Origin of the sequence: Streptomyces sp. NPDC000229, assembly GCF_040300825.1 — a bacterium.
Lineage (GTDB): Bacteria > Actinomycetota > Actinomycetes > Streptomycetales > Streptomycetaceae > Streptomyces.
Genome location: NZ_JBEPEL010000068.1, coordinates 13572 through 37467, shown reverse-complemented (window position 1 = coordinate 37467; position 23896 = coordinate 13572). Strand labels below are relative to the sequence as shown.

Annotated in this window: 23 protein-coding genes and 2 pseudogenes; 11 read left to right on the top strand and 14 right to left on the bottom strand. The window is 73.2% G+C overall.

The genetic code is table 11. The features are described from left to right. The 3 genes from ABT360_RS26920 to ABT360_RS26910 form a co-directional block, all read right to left on the bottom strand. Positions 1-877, bottom strand: an 877-nt coding sequence (locus ABT360_RS26920; protein WP_351821647.1) for a biotin/lipoyl-containing protein, incomplete at its 3' end; no start/stop codon positions are given. A 57-nt stretch (positions 878-934) separates the two neighbouring features. After that, a complete protein-coding gene (gene lpdA, locus ABT360_RS26915; protein WP_351821644.1) occupies positions 935-2323 on the bottom strand; it encodes a dihydrolipoyl dehydrogenase in 1389 nt (462 codons plus the stop codon). Positions 2324-2607: 284 nt separating this feature from the next. Continuing rightward, positions 2608-4128, bottom strand: a complete 1521-nt coding sequence (locus ABT360_RS26910; RefSeq protein WP_351821641.1) for a leucyl aminopeptidase — start codon at positions 4126-4128, stop codon at positions 2608-2610. 302 nt (positions 4129-4430) lie between these two features. Between ABT360_RS26910 and ABT360_RS26905 the strand changes: the two genes are divergently transcribed. From ABT360_RS26905 to ABT360_RS26885, 5 genes are read left to right on the top strand one after another with little or no spacing between them, the layout of a single operon-like run. Further along, complete coding sequence (locus ABT360_RS26905; RefSeq protein ID WP_351821638.1) at positions 4431-6485, top strand: hypothetical protein; 2055 nt, start codon at positions 4431-4433, stop codon at positions 6483-6485. Positions 6486-6510: 25 nt separating this feature from the next. Then, positions 6511-8052, top strand: a complete 1542-nt coding sequence (gene pelF, locus ABT360_RS26900; RefSeq protein WP_351821635.1) for a GT4 family glycosyltransferase PelF — start codon at positions 6511-6513, stop codon at positions 8050-8052. After that, positions 8052-9524 (top strand): hypothetical protein, encoded by a 1473-nt coding sequence (locus ABT360_RS26895; RefSeq protein ID WP_351821633.1) that lies wholly within the window; start codon positions 8052-8054, stop codon positions 9522-9524. Before pelF ends, ABT360_RS26895 begins: the two co-directional genes overlap by 1 nt. 21 nt (positions 9525-9545) lie before the next feature. Continuing rightward, complete coding sequence (locus tag ABT360_RS26890; RefSeq protein ID WP_351821630.1) at positions 9546-10154, top strand: spherulation-specific family 4 protein; 609 nt, start codon at positions 9546-9548, stop codon at positions 10152-10154. After that, positions 10151-10945, top strand: coding sequence for an endo alpha-1,4 polygalactosaminidase (locus tag ABT360_RS26885; RefSeq protein WP_351821627.1), 795 nt, complete (start codon positions 10151-10153; stop codon positions 10943-10945). The genes ABT360_RS26890 and ABT360_RS26885 overlap by 4 nt, the downstream gene beginning before the upstream one ends. A 1-nt stretch (position 10946) precedes the next feature. Here the strand turns inward: ABT360_RS26885 and ABT360_RS26880 are convergent, their stop codons facing one another. Beyond that, positions 10947-11150: a cold-shock protein gene (locus ABT360_RS26880; RefSeq protein ID WP_351821624.1), complete on the bottom strand. Its 204-nt coding sequence runs from the start codon at positions 11148-11150 to the stop codon at positions 10947-10949. Positions 11151-11211: 61 nt separating this feature from the next. Continuing rightward, complete coding sequence (locus ABT360_RS26875; RefSeq protein ID WP_444852329.1) at positions 11212-12030, bottom strand: adenosylcobinamide-GDP ribazoletransferase; 819 nt, start codon at positions 12028-12030, stop codon at positions 11212-11214. A gap of 37 nt (positions 12031-12067) precedes the next feature. Here ABT360_RS26875 and ABT360_RS26870 point away from each other — a divergent pair, with 37 nt between their 5' ends. Continuing rightward, on the top strand, positions 12068-12886 hold the full coding sequence (locus ABT360_RS26870) for a hypothetical protein (protein WP_351821618.1): 819 nt from the start codon (positions 12068-12070) through the stop codon (positions 12884-12886). Here ABT360_RS26870 and ABT360_RS26865 read toward each other — a convergent pair. From ABT360_RS26865 to ABT360_RS26850, 4 genes and pseudogenes are all read right to left on the bottom strand, one after another. Continuing rightward, positions 12772-13521 (bottom strand): hypothetical protein, encoded by a 750-nt coding sequence (locus tag ABT360_RS26865; protein WP_351821615.1) that lies wholly within the window; start codon positions 13519-13521, stop codon positions 12772-12774. The genes ABT360_RS26870 and ABT360_RS26865 overlap by 115 nt on opposite strands. Further along, positions 13518-13988 (bottom strand): annotated as a pseudogene (locus tag ABT360_RS26860) (phosphatidylglycerol lysyltransferase domain-containing protein); the annotation flags it as partial. The pseudogene ABT360_RS26860 and the gene ABT360_RS26865, both read right to left, overlap by 4 nt. Positions 13989-14044: 56 nt before the next feature. Next, the gene (gene cobT, locus ABT360_RS26855) at positions 14045-15124 is read right to left on the bottom strand and encodes a nicotinate-nucleotide--dimethylbenzimidazole phosphoribosyltransferase (protein WP_351821653.1); all 1080 of its coding nucleotides are present in this window, start codon (positions 15122-15124) and stop codon (positions 14045-14047) included. Positions 15125-15184: 60 nt separating this feature from the next. Further along, entirely contained in the window at positions 15185-16384 is a 1200-nt protein-coding gene (locus ABT360_RS26850; RefSeq protein WP_351821612.1) for a bifunctional adenosylcobinamide kinase/adenosylcobinamide-phosphate guanylyltransferase, read from the bottom strand. Between the two features lie 80 nt (positions 16385-16464). Between ABT360_RS26850 and ABT360_RS26845 the strand changes: the two genes are divergently transcribed. Then, positions 16465-16683 (top strand): hypothetical protein, encoded by a 219-nt coding sequence (locus tag ABT360_RS26845; protein ID WP_064071045.1) that lies wholly within the window; start codon positions 16465-16467, stop codon positions 16681-16683. A gap of 72 nt (positions 16684-16755) precedes the next feature. Here the strand turns inward: ABT360_RS26845 and ABT360_RS26840 are convergent, their stop codons facing one another. The 5 genes and pseudogenes from ABT360_RS26840 to ABT360_RS26820 all read right to left on the bottom strand — a co-directional run bounded on the left by ABT360_RS26840 (position 16756) and on the right by ABT360_RS26820 (position 20219). Then, positions 16756-17832, bottom strand: a complete 1077-nt coding sequence (locus ABT360_RS26840) for a S1C family serine protease (RefSeq protein ID WP_351821609.1) — start codon at positions 17830-17832, stop codon at positions 16756-16758. A 59-nt stretch (positions 17833-17891) separates the two neighbouring features. Then, a complete protein-coding gene (locus ABT360_RS26835; protein WP_351821606.1) occupies positions 17892-18092 on the bottom strand; it encodes a hypothetical protein in 201 nt (66 codons plus the stop codon). Positions 18093-18109: 17 nt separating this feature from the next. Further along, positions 18110-18669: pseudogene (locus ABT360_RS26830) on the bottom strand (ABC transporter transmembrane domain-containing protein); the annotation flags it as partial. A gap of 120 nt (positions 18670-18789) precedes the next feature. Then, on the bottom strand, positions 18790-19581 hold the full coding sequence (locus ABT360_RS26825) for a class I SAM-dependent methyltransferase (protein WP_351821650.1): 792 nt from the start codon (positions 19579-19581) through the stop codon (positions 18790-18792). A 41-nt stretch (positions 19582-19622) separates the two neighbouring features. Further along, positions 19623-20219, bottom strand: coding sequence for a DUF3043 domain-containing protein (locus ABT360_RS26820; RefSeq protein WP_351821603.1), 597 nt, complete (start codon positions 20217-20219; stop codon positions 19623-19625). 242 nt (positions 20220-20461) lie between these two features. On the opposite strand from ABT360_RS26820, the gene ABT360_RS26815 reads away from it, so the two are divergent. The 4 genes from ABT360_RS26815 to ABT360_RS26800 all read left to right on the top strand — a co-directional run bounded on the left by ABT360_RS26815 (position 20462) and on the right by ABT360_RS26800 (position 23885). Next, positions 20462-21262 (top strand): PspA/IM30 family protein, encoded by an 801-nt coding sequence (locus ABT360_RS26815; protein ID WP_351821601.1) that lies wholly within the window; start codon positions 20462-20464, stop codon positions 21260-21262. Positions 21263-21274: 12 nt separating this feature from the next. Beyond that, positions 21275-21553 carry a PspA-associated protein PspAA gene (pspAA, locus tag ABT360_RS26810; RefSeq protein ID WP_351821598.1) on the top strand — a complete coding sequence of 93 codons (279 nt, stop codon included), beginning with the start codon at positions 21275-21277 and terminating at the stop codon, positions 21551-21553. A 419-nt stretch (positions 21554-21972) separates the two neighbouring features. Beyond that, positions 21973-23199, top strand: coding sequence for a sensor histidine kinase (locus ABT360_RS26805; protein ID WP_351821596.1), 1227 nt, complete (start codon positions 21973-21975; stop codon positions 23197-23199). After that, on the top strand, positions 23196-23885 hold the full coding sequence (locus ABT360_RS26800) for a response regulator transcription factor (RefSeq protein WP_351821593.1): 690 nt from the start codon (positions 23196-23198) through the stop codon (positions 23883-23885). Before ABT360_RS26805 ends, ABT360_RS26800 begins: the two co-directional genes overlap by 4 nt. Positions 23886-23896 lie beyond the last annotated feature (11 nt).

The window sequence follows — 23896 nt, the reverse complement described above, 5'->3', positions numbered from 1 at the left end:
TCGGCGCGTACGACCGAGTACGTGCGGGACCTGCTGCACCGGCTGGAGCCGTACGGGGACGAGCCCCGGGTGGCGGAGCTGCGGGAACGGGCGCGGCGGGCGCGGCCGGAGCCGGAGCCGGGGCGGCCGGAGCAGCCGGGGCCGGGGCGGCCGGAGCAGCCGGGGCCGGGGCCTCGGGGGCGGGGGCCTCGGCGGCCGGGGCGGGAGCGGCGGGAGCCGGGGCGGCGGCGGGGGCCGCACCGGGGGCGCCGATGACGGCCAGCTTGGCACCGACCTCGGCGGTCTCGTCCTCGCCGACCACGATCTCCAGCAGCACACCGGAAGCCGGGGCCGGGATCTCGGTGTCGACCTTGTCCGTGGAGACCTCGAGCAGCGGCTCGTCCTCCGTGACCTCCTCGCCGACCTCCTTCAGCCAGCGGGTGACGGTGCCCTCGGTGACCGACTCGCCCAGCGCGGGCAGGACGACGTCGGTGCCCTCGGCCGAACCGCCGCCGGCGGCGGCCTCGGCGGTCGGGGCGGGGGCGGGGGCGGGGGCCTCGGCCTCGGTGGACGGGGCGGCCGGGGCCTCGGCGGCGGGCGCGGGGGCTTCCTGCGCCGGGGCCTCCTGTGCCGGGGCGGCCTCGGCGGCCGGAGCGCCGGTGCCGTCGTCGATGACGGCCAGCTCGGCGCCGACCTCGACGGTCTCGTCCTCGGCGACCTTGATGGAGGCGAGGACACCGGAGGCGGGTGCCGGGATCTCGGTGTCGACCTTGTCCGTCGACACCTCCAGCAGCGGCTCGTCGGCCTCGACGCGCTCGCCCTCGGCCTTCAGCCAGCGGGTGACAGTGCCCTCGGTGACGCTCTCGCCGAGCGCCGGCAGGGTTACGGAAACCGACATGGTTTCAGTTGCTCCTAACGAATTGCGGAAAGTGGTCGTCGCGCCCTGACTGAGGGCTCAGTCGTGGGAGTGGAGGGGCTTGCCGGCCAGCGCCAGGTGGGCCTCGCCGAGCGCCTCGTTCTGCGTCGGGTGGGCGTGGATGAGCTGTGCGACCTCGGCCGGCAGCGCCTCCCAGTTGTAGATCAGCTGCGCTTCGCCGACCTGCTCGCCCATGCGGTCACCGACCATGTGGACGCCGACCACGGCACCGTCCTTGACCTGAACGAGCTTGATCTCGCCCGCGGTCTTCAGGATCTTGCTCTTGCCGTTGCCCGCGAGGTTGTACTTCAGGGCGACGACCTTGTCCGCGCCGTAGATCTCCTTGGCCTTGGCCTCGGTGATGCCGACGGAGGCGACCTCGGGGTGGCAGTACGTCACCCGGGGCACGCCGTCGTAGTCGATCGGAACGGTCTTCAGACCGGCCAGACGCTCCGCCACCAGGATGCCCTCGGCGAAGCCGACGTGCGCGAGCTGGAGGGTCGGGACGAGGTCTCCCACGGCCGAGACGGTCGGCACGTTGGTGCGCATGTACTCGTCGACGAGGACGTAGCCGCGGTCCATCGCGACGCCCTGCTCCTCGTACCCGAGACCGGCGGAGACCGGGCCGCGGCCGATGGCGACCAGCAGCACCTCGGCCTCGAAGGTCTTGCCGTCCGCCAGGGTGACCTTGACCCCGTTGTCGGTGTACTCGGCGCTCTGGAAGAACGTACCGAGGTTGAACTTGATGCCGCGCTTGCGGAAGGCGCGCTCAAGAAGCTTCGAGCTGTTCTCGTCCTCGACCGGGACGAGGTGCTTCAGGCCCTCGATGATCGTGACGTCCGTGCCGAAGGACTTCCACGCCGAGGCGAACTCGACGCCGATGACGCCGCCGCCCAGGATGATCGCCGACTCCGGGACCCGGTCCAGGGTCAGGGCGTGGTCCGAGGAGATGATGCGGTTGCCGTCGATCTCCAGGCCCGGGAGGGACTTCGGTACGGAACCGGTGGCGAGGAGGACGTGGCGGCCCTCGACCCGCTGGCCGTTCACGTCGACCGAGGTGGGGGAGGACAGCCGGCCCTCACCCTCGATGTAGGTCACCTTGCGGGAGGCGACCAGACCCTGCAGGCCCTTGTACAGGCCGGAGATCACGTCGTCCTTGTACTTGTGGACGGCCTTGATGTCGATGCCCTCGAAGGAGGCGAGCACACCGAACTGGTCGGCCTCACGGGCCTGGTCCGCGATCTCACCGGCGTGGAGCAGGGCCTTGGTGGGAATGCAGCCGTTGTGCAGGCAGGTGCCGCCGAGCTTGTTCTTCTCGATCAGTGCGACGTCCAGGCCCAGCTGCGCACCCCGCAGGGCCGCGGCGTACCCGCCACTGCCACCGCCGAGGATCACTAGGTCGAAAACGGTGCTGGCGTCGTTCGCCACGTCACGTCCTCCATGCATGTGCGCCGGTCGCCGGTCGTCGACGACCGGGCGGCGGCTGGTGTTCGGCCGCTGATTCTTCGGCCCTGTGGTGGGGGCCCTGTCCTGCCGAGAACCCATCTTCGCACTTGTTGCCGGGAGGCGGGACGCGGGGCCGGGGTCTGAGACGGCGGATCGTCCGTCCCGGCGGAGCGGCGGTGCGTACGAAGGTACGGATTCCGTCGCGGTTCCGGCGAAAGCCCGCGGCCCCGGATCGTCCGTCCGGGGCCGCGGGTGTCATGCGTGGATCAGCCGAGATCGCCCGCGGCCGTGCGCTCCGCCAGCTTCACCAGGGTGCGGACCGCCGAGCCGGTGCCACCCTTCGGGGTGTAGCCGAAGGGGCCGCCCTCGTTGTAGGCGGGGCCGGCGATGTCCAGGTGGGCCCAGGTGATGCCCTCGCCGACGAACTCCTTCAGGAACAGGCCGGCCACCAGGCCGCCGCCCATCCGCTCGCCCATGTTGGCGATGTCGGCGGTCGGGGAGTCCATCCCCTTGCGCAGGTCGGCCGGGAGGGGCATCGGCCAGGACTGCTCGCCGACCTCCTCCGCGATCTCGTGGATGGAGGTACGGAAGGCGTCGTCGTTCGCCATGATGCCGAACGTGCGGTTGCCCAGCGCCAGCACCATCGCGCCGGTCAGCGTCGCCACGTCGACGATCGCGTCCGGGTTCTCCTCCGACGCCTTCGCCAGGGCGTCGGCCAGCACCAGACGGCCCTCGGCGTCGGTGTTCAGCACCTCGACGGTCTTGCCGCTGTACATGCGCAGCACGTCACCGGGGCGCACGGCGGAACCGGACGGCATGTTCTCGGCGAGCGCCAGCCAGCCGGTGACGTTGACCGCCAGACCGAGGCGGGCGGCCGTGACGACGGCGGCGAACACCGCGGCCGCGCCGCTCATGTCGCACTTCATCGTCTCGTTGTGGCCGGCCGGCTTCAGGGAGATGCCGCCCGAGTCGTACGTGATGCCCTTGCCGACCAGGGCGAGGGTCTTCTCCGCCTTCGGGTGCGTGTAGACCAGCTTCACCAGACGCGGACCGTGCTCCGAACCCTGGCCGACGCCCAGGATGCCGCCGTACCCGCCCTTGACGAGCGCCTTCTCGTCGAGCACCTGCACCTTGACGCCGTGCTCCTTGCCGGCCGCGGTGGCGATGGCGGCGAAGGACTCGGGGTAGAGGTCGTTCGGCGGGGTGTTGATCAGGTCGCGGGCGCGGTTGATCTCCTCGGCCAGCGCGATCGCGCGCTCGGCCCCCGCCTTGTACGCCTTGTCGCGCGGCTTGGCGCCCAGCAGCGCCACCTCGGCGAGCGGGCCCTTGGCGTCCTTGCGCCTGTCCTGGTAGGCCGTGAAGGCGTAGGCCCCCAGCAGCGCACCCTCCGCGATCGCCTCGACGTCCTCGACCGCCTCGACGGGCAGGGCGAACGCGGCCCTCTTGGTGCCGCTCAGCGCGCGGGCGGCACAGCCGGCGGCACGGCGCAGCGCCTCGGCGTCGTACGTCTCGTCCTTCTCAGGAGCCGTGCCGAGTCCCACCGCGAGCACGACCGGGGCCTTCAGGCCGGACGGCGAGGGCACCTTGGTCACCTCACCCTCGGAGCCCGAGGCGCCGAGGGTCTCCAGGACGGTGGCGAGCTTCCCGCCGAACGCCTTGTCCACGGCCTCGGCGCCCGGCGCGACAACGAGTCCCTTGCCGCCCTTCGGGCTCTTGGCGACGCCGACGACGAGAACATCGGCGCGCAGTGTCGCCGCGCCGGCGGTGCTGAGAGTGAGAGCAGTCACGGTGGTGAAATCTCGCTTCCATTGAGTTCTGAGGCGGTCGAGGAGTAGGACGACCGGGTCCTGCCGCATCGTAAGTCGGGCCCGGGAGACGCCGGGAACGAGCCTACGCGTGCTGTCCCGTTTGGCTCACGGCGGCGGCAATTCACTCATCCGTGGCGTCTCCTCAACGTTTGCCGCGTCAATCAACGAGAGCTGCGTCACACTCCCTGCATTCGTGCAAGGGAGCAACGTACCCCTTTGCATCATCTCAACAGATCCTCCTGTGCCCCCGCGCGCGGAGGACCCACCAGGGGGGAAGCCATATGCGCACACTCGGACTCCGGGGCGGAAGAGCGGCGGGAGGGCTGCCGACCGCGACCCTGCTGGCCACCGCCCTGCTCGCCACGGCCGTCCCGGCCGGCCCGGCGGCGGCGGCCGAGCCCGCGCCCCGCGTCGACCTGACGGTGCTCGTCGTGGACGACGGCGGCGGCGCGGTCGGGGCGATCACCTCCGAACTCAAGGGCTCCGGGGTCCCGTACCGGACCGTCCGCCTCGCCGACCCCGCCCGCCCCGTCATCAACGCCGCCTTCCTCGCCGACACCGTCGACGGCCGGCCCCGCGCCAAGTACCAGGGCGTGGTGCTGCCCGACGAGGCACCGGGAGGCCTGGCGGCCGCGGAGCGGGCCGCGCTCACCGCGTACGAGCAGAAGTACGCCGTCCCGCAGGTCGACGCCTACACCTGGGCCCACCCGGGCGTCGGCCTCGACCACACCAGCGAGGGCGGACGCTCCGGCGTCCTCGACGGCGTCCGCACCGACCTCACGGCCGCCGGGAAGGCGGGCCCGTTCCGGTACCTCGACGGGCCGCTCACCTTCGAGGACAACGCCCCGGACATCGCGGAGAGCTACGGATACGCGGGCCGGCCCCGCGAGGGCTTCACCAGCTACCTCGACGTCCCCGTCGACGGCGGCGGGCGCGCCAGCCTCATCGGCCAGTACGCCCACGACGGCCGGCGCGAACTGGTCGTCACCTTCGCCTACAACCAGTACCAGCGGCAGTTCCGGGCCCTCGCCCGCGGCATCGTCGAATGGCTCACCCAGGGCGTCCACCTCGGACAGAACCGCAACTACCTCTCCGTCCACGTCGACGACGTCTTCGCCCCCGACGCCCGCTGGGACACCGAACGCAACTGCACCCCCGGCGACTTCGACTGCGCGGGCGGCGACGGCGAAGGAACCACGCCGATCCGGATGACCGCGGCCGACGCCCAGTACGCCGCCCAGTGGCAGCGCTCCGCCGGCTTCACCCTCGACATGGTCTACAACGCGGGCTCCGGCGAGGAGTGGAAGACCCAGAACGGCGGCAGCGACCCGCTCACCGCCCGACTCCTCGCCGACCGCGCCCAGTACCGCTGGGTCAACCACACCTACACACACCCGTTCCTCGGCTGCGTCCAGGACACCTCCACCGTCCCGTGGAACTGCGCCAAGGACGCCTACGGCAACACCCGCTGGATGAGCCGTGCGGAGATCGCCGCGCAGATCCGCGACAACCACACCTGGGCCGTGAACAAGGGCATCGCCGTGGACCGCACCGAACTGGTCACCGGCGAGCACTCCGGCCTCAAGACCCTCCCGCAGCAGCCCGCCGACAACCCCAACCTGGCAGGCGCCCTCGCCGACACCGGCGTCAAGTGGATCGCGAGCGACAACTCGCGAGAGCCCCAGCAGCGCCCCGTCGGCGCCGCGCAGACCGTCCCGCGCCACCCGATGAACGTGTACTACAACGTCGGCACCGCCGCCGAGATGACCGACGAGTACAACTGGATCTACACGTCGAAGGAGGACGGCGGCAGCGGCGCCTGCGCAACCGACCCCGCCTCCACCTGCCTCGACGAGCCGCTCGACGTACACACCGGGTACGCGACGTACATCGTGCCGCAGGAGGCCCGCACCGCCCTCGGACACGTCATGGGCAACGACCCGCGCCCGCACTACGTCCATCAGTCCAACCTCGCCGAGGACCGCCTCCTCTACCCTGTCCTGGACAAGGTCCTCGCCGACTACCGCGCCCTCTTCGCCGACAACACCCCGCTGGTCAACCCCCGCCACCGCGACGCCGGTACGGAACTGTCCCGCCGCGCCGCCTGGGACAAGGCCCTCGCCGACGGCAAGGTCACCGCGTACCGCATCGGGAACACCGTCACCGTCAAGGCGCCGGCCGGAGTGACCGCCCCCGTCACCGCACCCGAAGGGACCCGCAAGAACCAGCTGCTCGGCACGACGGCGTTCGGCACCCCGTACGCCGGAGCGCGTTCGGCCTGGACCGCGCCCGACGCCTTCCAGTCGGCGATCACCCTGACGCTGCCGACCGCCTGACCAGCTCACTTCCGGGGGGAAACCGATGCCGACCACAGGCCGCCACGTCACCATGCTCACCGAAGGCACCTATCCGCACGTCCACGGAGGCGTCAGCACCTGGTGCGACCAGCTCGTCCGGGGCATGCCCGAGGTCGACTTCCACGTCCTGGCCCTGACCGGCAGCGGCCGCGAACCGGTCACCTGGGAGCTGCCGCCCAACGTCTACCGGCACACCTCGTTCCCGCTGTGGGGCCCGGCCCAGGGGCGCGGCCGGCCCCTCCTCGGCCGGGAGCGGCGCCGCTTCACCGACACGTACGAACGCTTCCTGCTGTCCATACTCGACCCGTCCGCCGGCTGCGACTTCGGGACGAGCCTGTACGACCTCGCCTTACTCGCCCGGCGCGGCAGGCTCTCGGCCGCCCTCCGCTCCGAGTCCGTCCTCCGCTCGCTGATGTGGATATGGACCATGCCCCACCTGGAGACGGCAGCGGCCCGCCCCACCGTCCACGACGCCCTGACCGCCACCGACCTCCTCGAACACGCGCTGCGCCCGCTCGCCGCCCGCATCCCCGACGACAGCGTCGCCCACGCCGTCTCCAGCGGCCTGGCCACCCTCCCCGCACTCGCCGCCCAGCACTTCGACGGCGTACCGTTCCTCCTCACCGAGCACGGCATCTACCTCCGCGAGCGCTACCTCGGCTACCGCAGCGCCGCCCAGCGCTGGCCCGTCAAGGCCCTGATGCTCGGCTTCTACCGGGAACTCAACACCCTCGGCTACCGCAAGGCCGACCTCATCACCCCCTGCAACCAGTACAACCGGCGCTGGGAGGAGCGCGGCGGCGCCCCCGCCGACCGCATCCGCACCGTCTACAACGGCGTCGACCCGCACGCCTTCCCCCTCGCCGGACCCGAACCCGCCGTGCCCACCCTCAGCTGGTGCGGCCGCATCGACCCCATCAAGGACCTGGAGACGCTCATCCGGGCGTACGCCATCGCCCGCGCCGAACTCCCCGACCTGCGACTGCGGTTGTTCGGCCCCGTCCCGGCCGGCAACGAGGACTACCGGACGAAGCTGGAGAAGCTCGCCGCCGAACTGGGCGTCACCGACGGCATCACCTACGAGGGCCGGGTCTCCGACGTGGCGAGCGCCTACGCGGCGGGCCACCTGGTGATGCTCTCCTCCATCAGCGAAGGGTTCCCCTTCTCCCTCATCGAAGCCATGTCGTGCGGCCGGGCCACCGTCTCCACCGACGTCGGCGGCGTACGGGAAGCGGTCGGCGACACCGGACGCGTGGTACCGCCCCGTGAGCCCGCCGTGATGGCCGAGGCCGTGCTCACCCTGCTGCGCGACCACGAGCGGCGCGCCGAACTGGGGCGGCGGGCCCGGCAGCGGGTCGTCGACCAGTTCACGCTGCGCCGCTCCGTCGACGGCTTCCGCCGCATCTACCTGGAACTGGCCGGACACCCCGAACCGGAGCCGGAGGTGGAGGAGACCCGCGACTGGACCCTCCAGCTGCGGATCACCGACCCGTGGCGCGACCTGGTGGCCACCGAGGACGACCTCGTCACCGAAGAGGCGGCCTGATGAGCGGCTCCCTGTGGCTCAAAGAGGAGTCCGCCGGACTCGACACCCTGCCCGTCGTCCCCCGCCGACGGCCCAGCTGGGCCGCCGCCGACCCCGTCGACGAGCTGACCACCCGGCTTCAGGACGTGATAGCGGCCGCCGTCCATCCCGACGAGATAGCCGCCATCCTCGAATCCGACGGGATGACGGACGACCACATAAGGCTCACCTACGGCCGGGAGGACTCCTTCGCCCTCGCCGAGGACCTCTACGCGCGCGTGGAGCGGCGTTTCCCCGAACCGGACGGCCCGCCCACCGACCCCTGGCACACCGGCATCGGCGGGTGCCTCCTGCGCGGCCTCGTCTTCGCCCTGCCCGGCCTCGCCTACGTACTCGGCGCCCCGCTCCTGGCCGGCCCGCCCGGTGTGCTCGGGCTGCCCGTCGGCACCGTCCCGCTGCTCGCCGGGGCGGTCACCGGCTGGGTGTGGAACCAGGCCCTGTCCCACCGCGCCTACTCCTGGCTCGGCCTGGGCGACCGCGCCGCCGCCGCGCGGACCCTGCTGCGCGGCGCCCCGGCCGGCGCCCTCATCGGCGCCCTGGTGGCCCTCGCGGCGGCGGCCGGGCCGGGGGAGTGGGGCGGCGCCGTGTTCGCGGCCGGTCAGGCGGTGTACCTGGGCGCCGCGACCGTGCTGCTGGTCCTCGACCGGGAGAAGGCGCTGCTCGGCGCCCTGGCGCCACTGATCGCCGGCACGCCCGCCGCCTACTGGCTGGATCTGCCCCACCCCGCCCGGGCGGCCCTGCTCGGCACCTCCCTGGCCCTGGCGATCGCCCTCGCCGGGCGCGAGCTGCTGCCCGGGACGGTGCCCACGGGCGAGCGGGGACGAGCCGCGCCCCGGCTCACCGCGTCGGTGCCGTACGGGCTGTTCGGGCTCGGTACCGGCGGGCTCGTCCTGTACGCCGCGATCGGCGACGTCGTGGCCGGCGGCGCCGGGGCATCCGCGGCGGGGGCCTCGGTGGCCGGGCCGACCGCCGTCGCCCTCACCCTGTCCATGGGGCCCGCCGAGTGGCTGCTGCACCGGTTCCGCAGCGAGAGCCTCGCGGGGCTGCGGGCCTCCACCAGCTCCCGCGCCTTCCGGCGCGCCACGGCCGCCACGCTCGCGCTGTGCCTCACCGTCTACCTGGCGGTGCTGCTCGCCCTCGCCGTGACCGGCACCCTGCTGTGGCCGGGCGCCCCGGACATCGGCGGAATCCGGCTCGCGTCACTGCTCCTGATCGGTACGGTGCTGTGGGCGGCCCTGCTGCTCCAGTCGTTCGGGGCGGTGCTCAGCGCGGCGGTGGTGTGCGGGGCGGCGGCCGGGGCGCAGACGGTGGTGCTGGTGACCGGGTCGGGCGACCCGAGGCCGGCCGGCGCGGCCGTCGCCGGGGCGGCCGCCGTGGTGCTGGCCGTGCTGGGCGGCGTCCTGCTCGGGCAGGCGACCGCACACCGTACGTAGAACGGACGAAGGAACGCGCACGTGGACCTGCTGGTGCCCTACTACGAGCATCCCGCCGCCCGCCCCGCCGAGTGGGACGCGATCATCGCCTCGGCGCCGCTGCTGTACGGGGTCGTCCTCAACCCCGCGAGCGGCGCCGGCCGGGCGCCCGACCCCGCGTTCGTGACCGTCGCCGACCGGCTGCGCGCGGCGGGCGTGTGCGTCCTCGGCTACACCGACACCGACTACGGCCGCCGCCCGCACGCCGACGTCCTCACCGACCTGGTCCGCCACCGCGACTGGTACGGCGCCGACGGCGCGTTCCTCGACCAGGTGCCCACCGAGCCCGAGGCCGCCCCGCACTACCGGCGCCTGGGCGTGGCGGCCCGCGCGGCCGGCGCAGCCACCGTGGTCCTCAACCACGGGGCCCAGCCCCACCCGGCCTACGACGAACTGGCCGAGCTGCTCGTCACGTTCGAAGGGCCCTGGGACACGTACCGCGACCTGGACCTGCCGGTCGCCGACCACCACTGCCACCTGGTGTACGCGGCCCCGGCGAGTGCTCGCCTTTCCAGCCGCGTGCAGTGCGCGGTCCCCGGTACCGGGGCACACCCCTGGGGAACCCTCCCGCACCCCCTGGAGTGCCCGTGAACCGCCGCCTCCCGCTCCTCCTCGCCGCCCTGGTGCTCGTGCTGGCCGGCTGCACCAGCACGTCCGACGACGAGCCGGGCCCACCGCGCACCGGCCGCTGGCAGCCCACCCCCGGTCAGGAGTGGCAGTGGCAGCTCAGCGGCCGCCTCGATCCGGCCGTGGACGTGCCGGTGTACGACATCGACGGCTTCGACCACCCGGCCTCCACCGTCGCCGACCTGCACCGGCGCGGCCGCAAGGTGATCTGCTACCTGTCCACCGGAGCGTGGGAGGACTGGCGCCCGGACGCCGGGAAGTTCCCGAAGTCCGTGATCGGGACGGGCAACGGCTGGAAGGGCGAGCGGTGGCTCGACATCCGCCGCACGGACGTCCTCGAACCGCTGATGGCCGCCCGCCTCGACATGTGCCGAGACAAGGGCTTCGACGCGGTCGAGCCCGACAACATGGACGGATACGCCAACCGCACCGGGTTCCCCCTGACGGCGGCCGACCAGCTCCGCTACAACCGCCTCATCGCCCGCCTCGCGCACGAGCGGGGACTGGCGGTGGGGCTCAAGAACGACCTGGACCAGATCCCCGAGCTACTGGGCGACTTCGACTTCGCGGTCAACGAGCAGTGCGCCGAGTACGACGAGTGCACCGCCCTCACCCCGTTCATCGAGGCGGGCAAAGCCGTCTTCCATGTGGAGTACGAGCTCGAGACGCGGGAGTTCTGCCCGGAGGCGAAACGACTGCGGACGAGCTCGATACTCAAGCGGTACGAGCTGGGTGCCTGGCGCGAGCCCTGCTGACCTACGACGGGCTGACGTTCTCGGCCTGCGGGCCCTTGGGTCCCTGGGTGACGTCGAACTGCACCTTCTGGCCCTCGTGGAGCTCCCGGTACCCGGTGGCGGCGATGGCCGAGTAGTGCACGAACACGTCGGGGCCGCCGCCGTCCTGCTCGATGAAACCGAAGCCCTTCTCCGGGTTGAACCACTTCACAGTGCCAGTAGCCATGATCGATCTCCTTCTTTCCTTCCCCCGCCGACTACCGGGACCGGCGCGGATCAAACCCCCTTCAGCCAAAAGTCAGGACAACGAGCGCCGTCGTCGCCGCCGTCTCCGCCACCGCGCCGAACACATCACCCGTCACCCCGCCGAAGCGGCGCACACAGCGGCCCAGCAGCAGCTGCGCCGCCCCCAGGGCGACCGCCACCGCCAGGACGTGCCGCAGCGCGCCGTAGGGGCCGCCCAGCGCGCCGCCCGCCCCGGCCGCGGCCACCAGCACCAGCACCGTCACCGCCAGTGCCGCCCCGATCGGGACCGTGCCCGCCACGACGGCCCCCAGCCCCTCCGGGCGGGCCGCCGGGACGGCGGTGCGGGAGGCGAGGGTGAGCGCCAGGCGGGCGACCGTGCCGGTGAGGACGGCGCCGGCCGTCCCGTACGCCCAGCCTTCCGCCGCGTACAGCGCATGCACCGCGGCCACCTGGGCGAACAGCACGAACAGCAGCGTGACGACCCCGAACGGCCCGATGTCCGACTGCTTCATGATCCGCAGCGCGTCCTCGGCGGGCTTGCCGCTGCCCAGCCCGTCCGCCGTGTCCGCGAGCCCGTCCAGGTGCAGACCGCGGGTCAGTACGGCGGGTACGGCCGCCGAGGCCACCGCGGCGAGCAGCGGGCCCGCGCCGAGCAGCCAGAGCAGGCCACCGGCGGCCGCCGCGGCGAGGCCCACCACCAGGCCGGCCAGCGGCGCCCACAGCATGCCGGCGCGGGCCGCCTCACGGTCCCAGCGGGTGACCCGCACGGGCAGCGCGGTGAGGGTGCCGAAGGCGAAACGTATGCCGTCGACGCTCGTACGGGCGCCCTTACGGGTGCGGGAAAGGGTCACCGCGCGCAGGGTAGTCGCTAGAACGCGCGATCCTGGAGCGGGTGGGATGGATCACTGGTTTTACCGCAACATCGTCGAACCGGGGAAGCTCCCGCTGCTCGTCGCCCTTGCCTCGTTCGTGCTGACCTTCCTGGTCACCCGGACCGTCACCCGGCTGATCCGGGCGGGCAAGGGGCCCTTCCGCAACGTCAGGCCCGGCGGGCTGCACATCCACCATGTGGTGCCCGGCGTCGTCCTCACCCTGATCGGTGGTTTCGGCGGGGTCGCGGTGGGGCGGCACGAGGCCGGGGCCATCGCCTGCGCGGTGCTCCTCGGGGCCGGCGCGGGTCTCGTCCTCGACGAGTTCGCGCTGATCCTCCACCTCGACGACGTCTACTGGAGCGAGCAGGGACGCAAGAGCGTGGAGGTCGTGGTCCTCACCACCGCGCTGCTCCTGCTGGTCCTCGGCGGCTTCTCGCCGTTCGGCGTCGACGAGGTCACCGCCGAGGAGCGGCAGGGCCGGGGCAGTTTCATCCTCACCCTCGTCCTGAACTTCCTCTTCGTGCTCATCGCGCTGTTCAAGGGCAAGTTCCGGATGGCGATCCTCGGCCTGTTCCTGTCGCCCGTCGCGATCTTCGGGGCGCTGCGCCTGGCCCGCCCCGGCTCCCTGTGGGCCCGCCGCTTCTACCGCAACCGGCCCGGGGCCCGGGCCAAGGCCGGGCTGCGGGCCTTCCACCACGACCGGCGCTGGGACAGGGCCAGGCGCCGCTTTCAGGACCTGATCGCCGGCGCCCCCGACCGCGTACTGCCCCTGCGCCACCCGCCGGACGACCGCCCGCCACCACCCCCTGCCGACGATCCGCCGTCACCGCCCGACCGGCGCTGACGCCACGATGCGGCGGCGCACACCACCAGCGCCGCCGCGATCGCCGCCAGGTGCTCCTTGCCCGCGAGGTTGCACTTCACCAGCACCTCGACCACCATCGCCACGACCACCAGGCCACCCGTGAGCCACGCCCGGTGGCGCCAGCACACGAAGACCGCGAGCCCGACGACCGCGGCCGACGGGCCGGTGTCCACGACCCTCGCGTCCGAGGCCGGCAGCCCCAGCCCCAGCGGCGCGTCCGGTCCGAGCGCGATGCCGAGCCGCGCGTACATCGTCCCGGCCAGCGTCGCCACATAGGCGATCAGCAGCGTACGCAGCCGGCCCAGACAGATCTCCGCGATGCCGAACACCAGCAGGATCTGCGCCAGCGCGCCCCACACCGGCAGGTCGAGCGCCGGGACGAACAACGACAGCGGCGTACGCAGCAACGCCACCCACAGCGGGTCCTCGGCCCGCACCGAGCCGATGCTCTGGACCAGCCCGTACCCCCAGGGCTGGTTCTGCACGACCTGGAACACCGCCGTCAGGCTCACCGCGCCGAGCGTCAGGGCGACCGCCCGCCACCCGCGCGCCACCAGAGCCGTCCGTACCGCCGTGTACAGCGCCCCCCACTCGCGGCGCGCGAACCGCCTCAACGCCGTCTGCCTTCCAGGTGCCGGTGCAACCGCTCGGGCAGGCCGGGCGCCACCCGGAACCCTTCCGCGCGGCTCGCGGCCGGGCCGATGCGCAGCAGGTCGGAACTCTTCTCGAAGAGCATGAATCGCGGCTCCCAGATCGGTCGGTACGTGGCGTTGGCGCGCTACAGCGACTCGATCTGCCACCAGCGGGAGAAGAAGCTCAGCAGGGAGCGCCCAGTCGCGGCACGGGGCCCGCCCCGGGCTTCGCGCCACGTTCGAAGACCGACCTGGCCATCGCGAAGTTCAGTGACACCCGCGTGATCCCGATCTCTCCGCCCGCGGGAGCAGCTCGGTGAGCGTGACCTCCATCCGGCCGCTCCGGCGTCCCGGCCACGGCGCCCGTCGGGATGGCGGAACCCCTGCATGCCGTCGGCGTCGGCGCACCCCAAAGCCACGCACCGCCCGTCGGCCGGGTCGCCGAGCCGATGAGGCATCACGCGACACGGCGGGTCCGCCGGTACGGCGGCCGTACCGGCGTGCCTCAGTCCTCTTCCGCCGACTGCTGCTCGGGCAGGACCTTCCCGGCCGGCTTCTCCGGCAGTTCGGCCGCGAACGCCGCCGCCGCCTGTACGAGGGGAAGCGCCAGCAGTGCCCCGGTTCCTTCCCCCACGGTGACGCCGTGGTCGAGCAGCGGGTCGAGCGCCATCCGGTCCAGCGCCTTCGCCTGCGCCGGCTCACCGCTCACCTGACCCGCCAGCCACCAGTCCGGCGCCCGGAACGCCGCACGCTGCGCCACCAGGGCGCACGCCGCCGACACCACGCCGTCCAGGATCACCGGCATCCGCCGTACCGCGCTCTGCAACAGGAACCCGGTCGTCGCCGCCAGGTCCGCCCCGCCGACCGCCGCCAGCAGCTCCAGCTGGTCCCCGAGGACCGGCCGCGCGCGGCGCAGCGCGTCGCGGATCGCCGCGCACTTGCGCATCCACGCCAGGTCGTCGATCCCGGCACCGCCCCGGCCGGTCACCACCGAGGCGTCCGTCCCGCACAGCGCGGCGATCAGCGTGGCGGCCGGTGTCGTACCGCCGACGCTGAGGTCACCGAGCACGACCAGGTCGGTGCCCGAGTCGGCCTCCTCGTCGGCGATCGCCATCCCGAGGCGTACGGCCTGCTCGGCCTCCTCCGGGGTCAGGGCGTCCTCGACGTCGATACGGCCACTGCCGCGCCGCACCCGGTGGCGCACCACGTCGGCGGGCAGCAGCTCCGGATCGCAGTCCACCCCGGCGTCGACGACGCGCACCGGAACGTTCATCCGCCGTGCCAGCACCGCCACCGGGCTCACCCCGTCCAGCACGGCACGCACCAGCTCGTGCGTGCCGCCGGCGGGCCGCCCGGACACGTCCAGCTCCGCCACCCCGTGGTCGCCGGCGAACAGCACCACGCGTGGCTGCTCGACGGGCCGCACCGGAACGGCCCCCTGCGCGGCCGACAGCCACTCGCCCAACTCGTCGAGACGCCCGAGCGCACCGGGCGGCACGGAGAGGCGCTCGCGGCGTTCCTCGGCGTCCCGCCGCGTACCGCCGTCGGGGCGCTCGATCAGATCGGAGAAGTCGTCGAGATTCAGCCTGCTCATTCGAGGAACAGTACAGGCGCCGCCCCCGCCGTGGCCGTGGGCCCGAGGCCCTCAACCGCGCAGCACGAGGGCCTGCCCGGCGACCACCAGCAGGACGTGCTCGCACTCGTCGGCGAACGCCGCGTTCAGCCGCCCCAGCTCGTCACGGAACCGCCTGCTTCCGGCGTCCCCGGGCACGATCCCCGCCCCCACCTCGTTGGTCACCGCGACGACCGTGCGGGAGGTGCCGCGCACGGCCGCGATCAGCTCCGCCACCCGCTCGCGCAGCTCCCGCTCCCCGCTCCTGGCCCAGGTGCCGTCGTCCCAGGCGCCGACCCGGTCCATCGCGTCGGTCAGCCACAGCGACAGGCAGTCGATCAGCAGGGGCGGCCCGTCCTGGGCCAGCAGGGGCGCCAGTTCGCACGTCTCCTCCGTACGCCACGACCCGGGCCGCCGGTCGCGGTGGGCGGTCACCCGGGCCGCCCACTCGGTGTCACCGTCCCGGGTGCCGCCCGTCGCGACGTACACCACCTCGGGGAACGCCTCCAGGCGCCGCTCGGCCTCCAGCGACTTGCCCGACCGTGCCCCGCCGGTCACCAGCGTGCGCCGGGGGACGTCGGGCACCTCGTGGTACTCGCCCACGATCAGCGTCGTCCCGTCCGGCACCGCCCGCGCCCCCGCGGCCGCCAGGCGCCGGTCCAGCTCCCGGCCGGACGGTACGTCGTGGTCCAGGTGCACCGCGATCAGGTCCGTGGCGGGCCCGACGCCCCCGGCGGCCCGCAGCCGGGCCGGCCCGTCCGGGCGGGCGACGACATCGGCGACCACCATGTCGTAGGGCCGCCGCAGCTCGGCCACCCCGGCCGGGGCGCCGCCCGGCGGCAGGTACAGCAGACGCAGTCCCTCCGGCGACGTCACCTCGTACCCGGTGCCGGGCGAGTCCATGGGCACCGCCCGGACCCGGTGCCCACTGATCAGCGTCAGCTCCCGCCCGTCCGGTACCCGCCCCGCCGCCGGCAGCCCGACGGGCAGCTCCAGGGCCGGCCCGTCGTGCGGATGGGTGAGCAGGACCTGCCGTACGCCGGCCAGGGATTGCCCCGCCCGCGCGGCGGCCAGTGCGGCCCCGGGGGTCAGGTCGAGCAGCAGCGCACCGTCCACGAGCAGCGCGGTGGCGGCGCGCGCCCGGGTGCCGCGGGCGCTGGCGCACGCGGCGCAGGGGCAGTCGGGGCGGGGCAGCCCCTCGGGGGCGCCGGTACCGAGCAGAGTCACTTCCACGGGACGATCCTCCCGCGTCCCCGCGCGGGGTGCGCGCCCGGCTACGCTGCGGGCAGGAAACCGATCATCTGGAGGCCCACATGGCATGGACGTGGCGGTTCGAGCGGTCCGACGGCACGGAGGTCCAGCCGGCGGTCGAGCCGGAGGAGTTCACCACCCAGGGCGACGCGGAATCGTGGGTCGGCGAGAACTGGAAGGACCTCAAGGACGGCGGCGCCGACCAGGTCGTCCTCTTCGAGGACGACACGAAGATCTACGGTCCGATGAGCCTCCACGCGGAAGACGCGGCTCAGGGCTGACCCCCCGACGGGGCCGGCGCCCACCACCGGCCCCGTCCCGCCCCCTGCGGGCGCCGTTCGGAGGGGGCGGCGTCAGATCTCGCCCAGCGTGACCCGTGCCGTCGCCGAGCGGCCGCCGCGGGTGTACGTCACGGTGACCTGGTCGCCCGGTTTCGCCGATGCCAGCGCCTCCAGCAGGGACGTCATCGTGGTGATCCGGGCGTCGTCCAGCTTGGTGATGATGTCGCCCGGCCTCAGGCCCGCGTCCGCCGCGGCGCCGCCCCGGGAGACCTCGACGATGGCGACGCCGCCCGGCTGGTAGTCGTCGGTCAGGACGGTTCGGCCGGTGATGTTCAGGGCCGCCCGGCCCGAGTCGGTGACCCGGCCCGTCCGGACGATCTGGTCGGCGACCGTCCGCACCATCGAGGCGGGGATCGCGAAGCCGATGCCCGGCGCCGCGCTGCCGCCCAGCTCCGGGTCCGCCGCCGCCAGCGTCGGGATGCCGATGACCTCGCTGTCCAGGTTGACCAGCGCGCCACCACTGTTGCCCGGGTTGATCGCCGCCGACGTCTGGACCATGTTGCCGATCGTCGCGCCCGTCCCGCCGCCCGTCCGGCTCTCGCTGACGGTCCGTCCGGTCGCGGACACGATGCCCTGGGTGACGCTGCCGGACAGGCCGAGCGGTGAGCCCATGGCCAGCACGATCTGGCCGACCTCCACCTTGGACGAGTCGCCGAACGTGGCCGGCTTCAGCCCGTCGGGGCGTCGGTCGAGCTTGATGACGGCGAGGTCCTGCTCCGGATAGCTGGAGACCAGCTTGGCGGTCAGGGTCTCCTCGCCCGTCGCCACGGTGACCTCGAACCTCTTCTCCCTGCCGACGACGTGCGCGTTGGTGACGATGTGCCCCTGCTCGTCGTAGACGACACCGGAGCCCAGCCCCGCCCGTGCCTCGATCTGCACGACCGACGGGAGGACGTCCCTGATCGCGTTCCGGTAGTCGTCCTCCAGCTCGGCCGCCCGGGCGGCCTCGGGCGCCGCGGCACGGGCCGTCGCCGCCCGGGGCTCGGCCGCGGCCCTGCCCGTGGGCGGCGAACCGGCCGAACAGCCGCCCACCAGGGCGGCCGCGCAGACCACGGAGGTCAGGGGCGCGAGCACACGAAGGGCATCCATGTCCGGAGTATCCCTTTCGCCCCGCCCGTACGGCGCCTGCTGCACACCCGATCAGGGGGTCACCCCGCGGTCGCCGCCGTGAGGAACTGGGTCGCCGCCAGCTCCCCGTACAGGGGATCGGCCGCCACCAGCTCCGCATGGGTGCCCACCGCCCGTACCCGCCCCGCCTCCATGACGACGATCCGGTCCGCGAGCGTCACGGTCGACAGCCGGTGCGCCACCACCAGGACCGTCACCTCCCGCGCGGCCTCCGCCACCACGTCCCGCAGCGCCAGCGGGTGGCGATCTCGGCGACCGCCTCCTGGGAGCGCCGTATGGCCGTGAGATCTGCGGCATCACCAGCGCCATGGCGCCGCCGATCAGGACGATCACGCCCAGCGTTACGCAGAGCAGCACCACGTCCATCACGGCCATCATCACCAGGGTGGCCAGGAACGCCAGGCCACCCGTCACGGCCGAGACGATCGAGTCGGTCGTCACCGCCCGCAGCAGGGTCGTGTCGGAGGTGATCCGGGACATCAGGTCACCCGGCTGGGTCCGCTCCACCTCCGGCAGCCGCAGCCGCAGCAGCCGGCCGATCAAGGTGCGGCGGGCGGCGAGCACGACGGACTCGGCGGTGCGCTCCCGTACGTACGCGCCCACCGACTCGATCGCCGTGCCCACCAGGACCAGCGCGGTGAGGACGATCAGGACCTGGCCGATCGGCTCGTCCTGGCCGAGGCGCTCCACCAGCGCCTTGGCGGCGAGCGGCTGGAGGATGCCGGTGCCCGCGCCGATCAGGGCCAGGAAGGTGCCGACCGCGACGGTCCAGCGGTGCGGGCGGAAATGCCGGTGCAGGGCCCGCCAGGTCTCGCGGGCGGGCGGCTTGGGCGGGTTGTCCGTTCCGTAATGCTCCCGTCACTCACGCCGGAGGAAGACGCGAGAACCCCCCGATCACCTGACCGCCGGCCCCGGCCTTCAGCCCCGTACCCCGCACAGGTGCAGCAGCGCCGCCACCCGGCGGTAGGGCTCCGTGCGCCCGGCCCGGTCCTCCGCCGCGAGCAGCCGCTCCAGCTCCTCCGCGGCGGGCAGCCCCTCCTCGTTCGGTACCAGGTCGGTGAAGACCCGCACCCCGTACCAGGCCTGGAGCGGCGCCGCGATACCCGCGAGCGTCGCCGTCAGCGTCTCCAGCCGGTCGGCCCGCACCGGCAGCCCCAGCCGGGATGGGGGTGCCCCCTGCTCGAGCGAAACCGAGAGCTTGGGGGAGTAGGTGTCCGACTCGAACGCCGCCAGCGCCCCCGACCAGTCCCCGGTCAGCCCCGGCCGCATGGCCAGCGCGTCCGCGTTCCGTACGAGCAGCGACAGCAGACCGCCCGGCGCGAGCATCCGGGCGAGCCCCGCCAGCATGGCGTCCGGCTCCTCCACGTACATCAGCACGCCGTGGCAGAGCACCACGTCGAAGCTGCCCGGCAGGAAGTGCACGCCGGTCTCCCGGCCGTCCCCCTCGATCAGCCGGACCCGCTCGCGGATGCCGGCGGGCTCTGACGCCAGTGCCTCGCGGGCCACTTTCAGCATCTCGGGGTCGGACTCCAGGCCCGTGATGGTGTGCCCGGCGCGCGCCAGGCGCAGTGCCTGTGTGCCCTGGCCCATGCCGACGTCGAGGATCCTCAGCCGCTGCCCCACGGGGTAGCGGGCGGCTATCTGCTCGTCCAGCTGGCGTGCGACGAGTTCCTGGCGGACCGTGTTGCGCAGTCCGCCGAGCCCGTCCAGCCAGTCACCCGATGCGCCTCCGAAACCGGAGACGAGGGTGCTCAGGGCCGCTCTCCGCGCTTGACCTGCGGCTTGGGCAGCCGCAGCCGGCGCAGCTGGAGCGTCCGCATCAGGCCGTAGGCCACGGCGCCGCGCTTCGGCTCGTTCGGGAAGCGGGTGTTCAGCTGCTTCTTCAGCCGCAGCCAGATGCCGATCGAGTCCACGATGATCAGGGCGATCACCGCGAGCCACAGCAGCAGGGAGATGTTCTTCAGCTGGGTGCTGGGCAGGCTGGACAGCACCAGGATCACGACCGCCAGCGGCAGGAAGAACTCGGCGACGCAGAAGCGCGAGTCCACGAAGTCGCGGACGAAGCGGCGGACCGGACCCTTGTCGCGGGCCGGCAGATAACGCTCGTCGCCACTGGCGAGCGCCTGGCGCTGCCTGGCCAGGTCCGCGCGGCGGGCCTCGCGCTGGCGACGCATGGCCTCCTTGCGGTCGGTCGGCACGGTCTGGGCACGGCGACGCTGGGTCTGGGCCTCACTCCGCTTCGGGGTCGGGCGGCCCTTGGGGGCCTGGGGGTCGCGGGGCTGCTTGGAGAGGTCCGCCGTCACCTTGTCGGTGGGGGCCTTCTCATCCTTCGAACGGCTACGGAACACAAAGCCCAAGGGTACGGGGTGCGCCGCATGGACCCCACCCCCGCGGGGAACGATCCGGCAACAGCCTGCGTCCCTCCCTCAGAGGATCCCTACTCCTTGCGCCGGATCCGGGCCGCGCGCAGTCGTCCTTGGGGATGAGCGCATCCGCGCCCGAACAGTGCGGTAATGGATGTGGGGCCCGTACTGTGGGTTCTGTTGGAGTGCTGCAGCCGAAGTCCGTCAGAAGGGGGCGCGCGAAGCCCATGAGCGGTGTCATGAAGCGTATGGGGATGATCTTCCGCGCGAAGGCAAACAAGGCCCTCGACCGGGCCGAGGATCCGCGCGAGACCCTCGATTACTCGTACCAGAAGCAGCTGGAGCTGCTCCAGAAGGTGCGCCGCGGCGTCGCCGACGTGGCGACCTCGCGCAAGCGCCTGGAGCTGCAGCTGAACCAGCTCCAGAGCCAGTCGACCAAGCTGGAGGACCAGGGCCGCAAGGCGCTCGCGCTGGGCCGGGAGGACCTCGCCCGCGAGGCACTGTCCCGCCGGGCCGCGCTGCAGCAGCAGGTGACGGACCTGGAGACCCAGCATCAGACCCTCCAGGGCGAGGAGGAGAAGCTCACGCTCGCCGCGCAGCGCCTCCAGGCCAAGGTCGACGCCTTCCGCACGAAGAAGGAGACCATCAAGGCCACGTACACCGCCGCCCAGGCGCAGACCCGGATCGCCGAGTCGTTCTCGGGCATCTCGGAGGAGATGAGCGACGTCGGCGTCGCCATCCAGCGTGCCGAGGACAAGACCGCGCAGCTCCAGGCGCGGGCGGGTGCGATCGACGAGCTGCTGGCGTCCGGGGCGCTGGACGACCAGTCGGGCCTCCAGAAGGACGACATCCAGGCCGAGCTGGACCGCCTGTCGGGCGGTACGGACGTCGAGCTGGAGCTCCAGCGCATGAAGGCCGAGCTGGCCGGCGGCACCACCCCGCAGCAGGCCCTCGAGGGCGGCACGGGGACCCCGCAGGACCAGGCCCAGCAGCAGTCGCAGTCACAGACCCGGTTCGACAAGAGCTAAGGACGGCGCGTCATGATCGTCAGGATCATGGGGGAGGGCCAGGTGAAGCTGGCGGACAGCCACTTCGCCGAGCTCAACAAGCTGGACGACGAGCTGCTCGCGGAGATGGAGGGCGGCGACGGCGAAGGCTTCCGCCGCACGCTCCACGCCCTGCTGGACACGGTTCGCCAGCTGGGCGAGCCCCTGCCGGACGACGCGCTCGAACCCTCCGAACTGATCCTTCCGGCACCGGACGCGACGCTGGAAGAGGTCCGCGAGATGCTCTCCGACGACGGCCTCATCCCCGGCTGACACCCGGACCGACGCCTCCGCCCCGGCCGCGCCGGGCAACTGCCCGCGCCCGCCTCCAACACCCTTCTGTGCCCCGCTCCGCACCCCCGGGAGCGGGGCGCAGCGTTTTCCGGCCCGACGGACACCGTCCCCGCCTGCCCGGCGCCGGCCCCGCCCCGCCGGCCCGGCGACCCGGGTCGGCGCACCCGGCACCCGCCCCGACCGCCCGACGCCGCCCGGCCACCCCGGCGCCCGCCCCGACCGACGCCGGCCCGGCGACCCGGGTCGGCGCACCCGGCCACCCGGCCACCCGGCCACCCGGCACCATCCGGCCACCCGGCGGCGCGGGTCGCCCGCGCGCGGGGTCGCCCGCGGTGCGCATGCCGTCAGGGCCGATGGCCGGGAACCATGGGCCGGGGCAAGCCGTACCGTTGCCTCCTGTGACCACCCTCGGAGAACGGCTCGCGCGCGGGCGGGGCTGGATGCGGGAGCATCCCCTCGCGCTCGACGGCGCCCTGGCCCTCGGCGTGCTCGTGTGCATGGTCGCCGGTTCGTTCGTCGACCGGCACGGCGGGCCGCACGGCGGGCCCGACTTCGGGGGGCGTACCCCCGATGCGGGCAGCGTGCTGCTCATGCTCGCCGGGGCCGCGGCCCTGGTCATGCGGCGCCGCACACCGCTGGGCGTCCTGCTGGTCACCGGCTCGGTCACGCTCATGGAGCACGTCGCCGAGGATCCGCCCGCCCCGGTCGCCATGAGCGCCGTCGTCGCGCTCTACACCGTCGCCTCGCGCACCGACCGCCCCACCACCTGGCGGGTCGGTCCGCTGACGATGACGGTACTGACGGGCGCCGCGATGCTGTTCGGCTCCGCGCCGTGGTACAGCCAGGAGAACCTGGGCGTCTTCGCGTGGACCGGCATGGCCGCGGCCGCCGGCGACGCCGTCCGCAGTCGCCGCGCCGTCGTCGACGCCATCCGCGAGCGCGCCGAACGCGCCGAGCGCACCCGCGAGGAGGAGGCCCGCCGCCGGGTCGCCGAGGAGCGGCTGCGCATCGCCCGGGACCTGCACGACGTCGTCGCCCACCACATCGCGCTGGTCAACGTCCAGGCCGGCGTCGCCGCCCATGTCATGGACAAACGCCCCGACCAGGCCAAGGAAGCCCTCGCACACGTCCGCGAGGCCAGCCGCTCCGCCCTCAACGAGCTGCGCGCCACCGTCGGCCTGCTCCGCCAGTCCGGCGACCCCGAGGCGCCCACCGAACCGGCTCCCGGCCTCGCCGTCCTCGACGAGTTGCTGGACACCTTCCGCAACGCCGGCCTCCCGGTCGAGCTGGCCCGCACCGACCAGGGCACCGAACTCCCGGCGGCCGTCGACCTCGCCGCGTACCGGATCATCCAGGAGGCGCTGACGAACGTACGGAAGCACGCCGGGCCGGACGCCAGGGCAGAGGTGAGCGTGGTCCGGGTCGGCCGCACCGTCGAGGTGACGGTCCTCGACAACGGCGTACCCACCGAGAAGACGGCCGACAGCGGCGGCCACGGCCTCATCGGGATGCGCGAGCGCGTCACCGCCCTCGGCGGCGCCCTCACCGCGGGCCCCCGCTACGGAGACGGCTTCCGCGTCCAGGCGATACTTCCCGTCACGGCACGTACAGGGGAGGCCACATGACCATCAGGGTGCTGCTCGCCGACGACCAGGCACTGCTGCGCAGCGCGTTCAAGGTGCTCGTGGACTCCGAGCCGGACATGGAGGTCGTCGGGGAGGCGGCGGACGGCGCCGAGGCCGTCGCGCTCGCCCGCTCGCAGCGGGCCGACGTCGTGCTGATGGACATCCGCATGCCCGGTACGGACGGCCTCGCCGCCACCCGCCTGATCAGCGCGGACCCGGACCTCGCGGGTGTACGCGTCGTCATGCTGACCACCTTCGAGGTGGACGAGTACGTGGTGCAGTCGCTGCGCGCCGGGGCCTCCGGCTTCCTGGGCAAGGGCGCGGAACCGGACGAGCTGCTGAACGCCATCAGGATCGCCGCCGCCGGTGAGGCCCTGCTGTCGCCCGTCGCCACCAAGGGGCTGATCGCCACGTTCCTCGCCCAAGGCGGCAACGCGGACGCCGCCCGGCCGGACGGGGAGGGCTACTCGGAGCGGCTTGACGCCCTCACCGTACGGGAACGGGAGGTCCTCGTCCTCGTCGCCGGCGGCCACTCCAACGACGAGATCGCCGAACGGCTGGAGGTCAGTCCGCTCACCATCAAGACCCACGTCAACCGGGCCATGGCCAAGCTCGGCGCCCGCGACCGGGCCCAACTGGTCGTCACGGCCTACGAGTCAGGGCTGGTACGCCCCAGGGCGGAGTGACCGAGTACTCC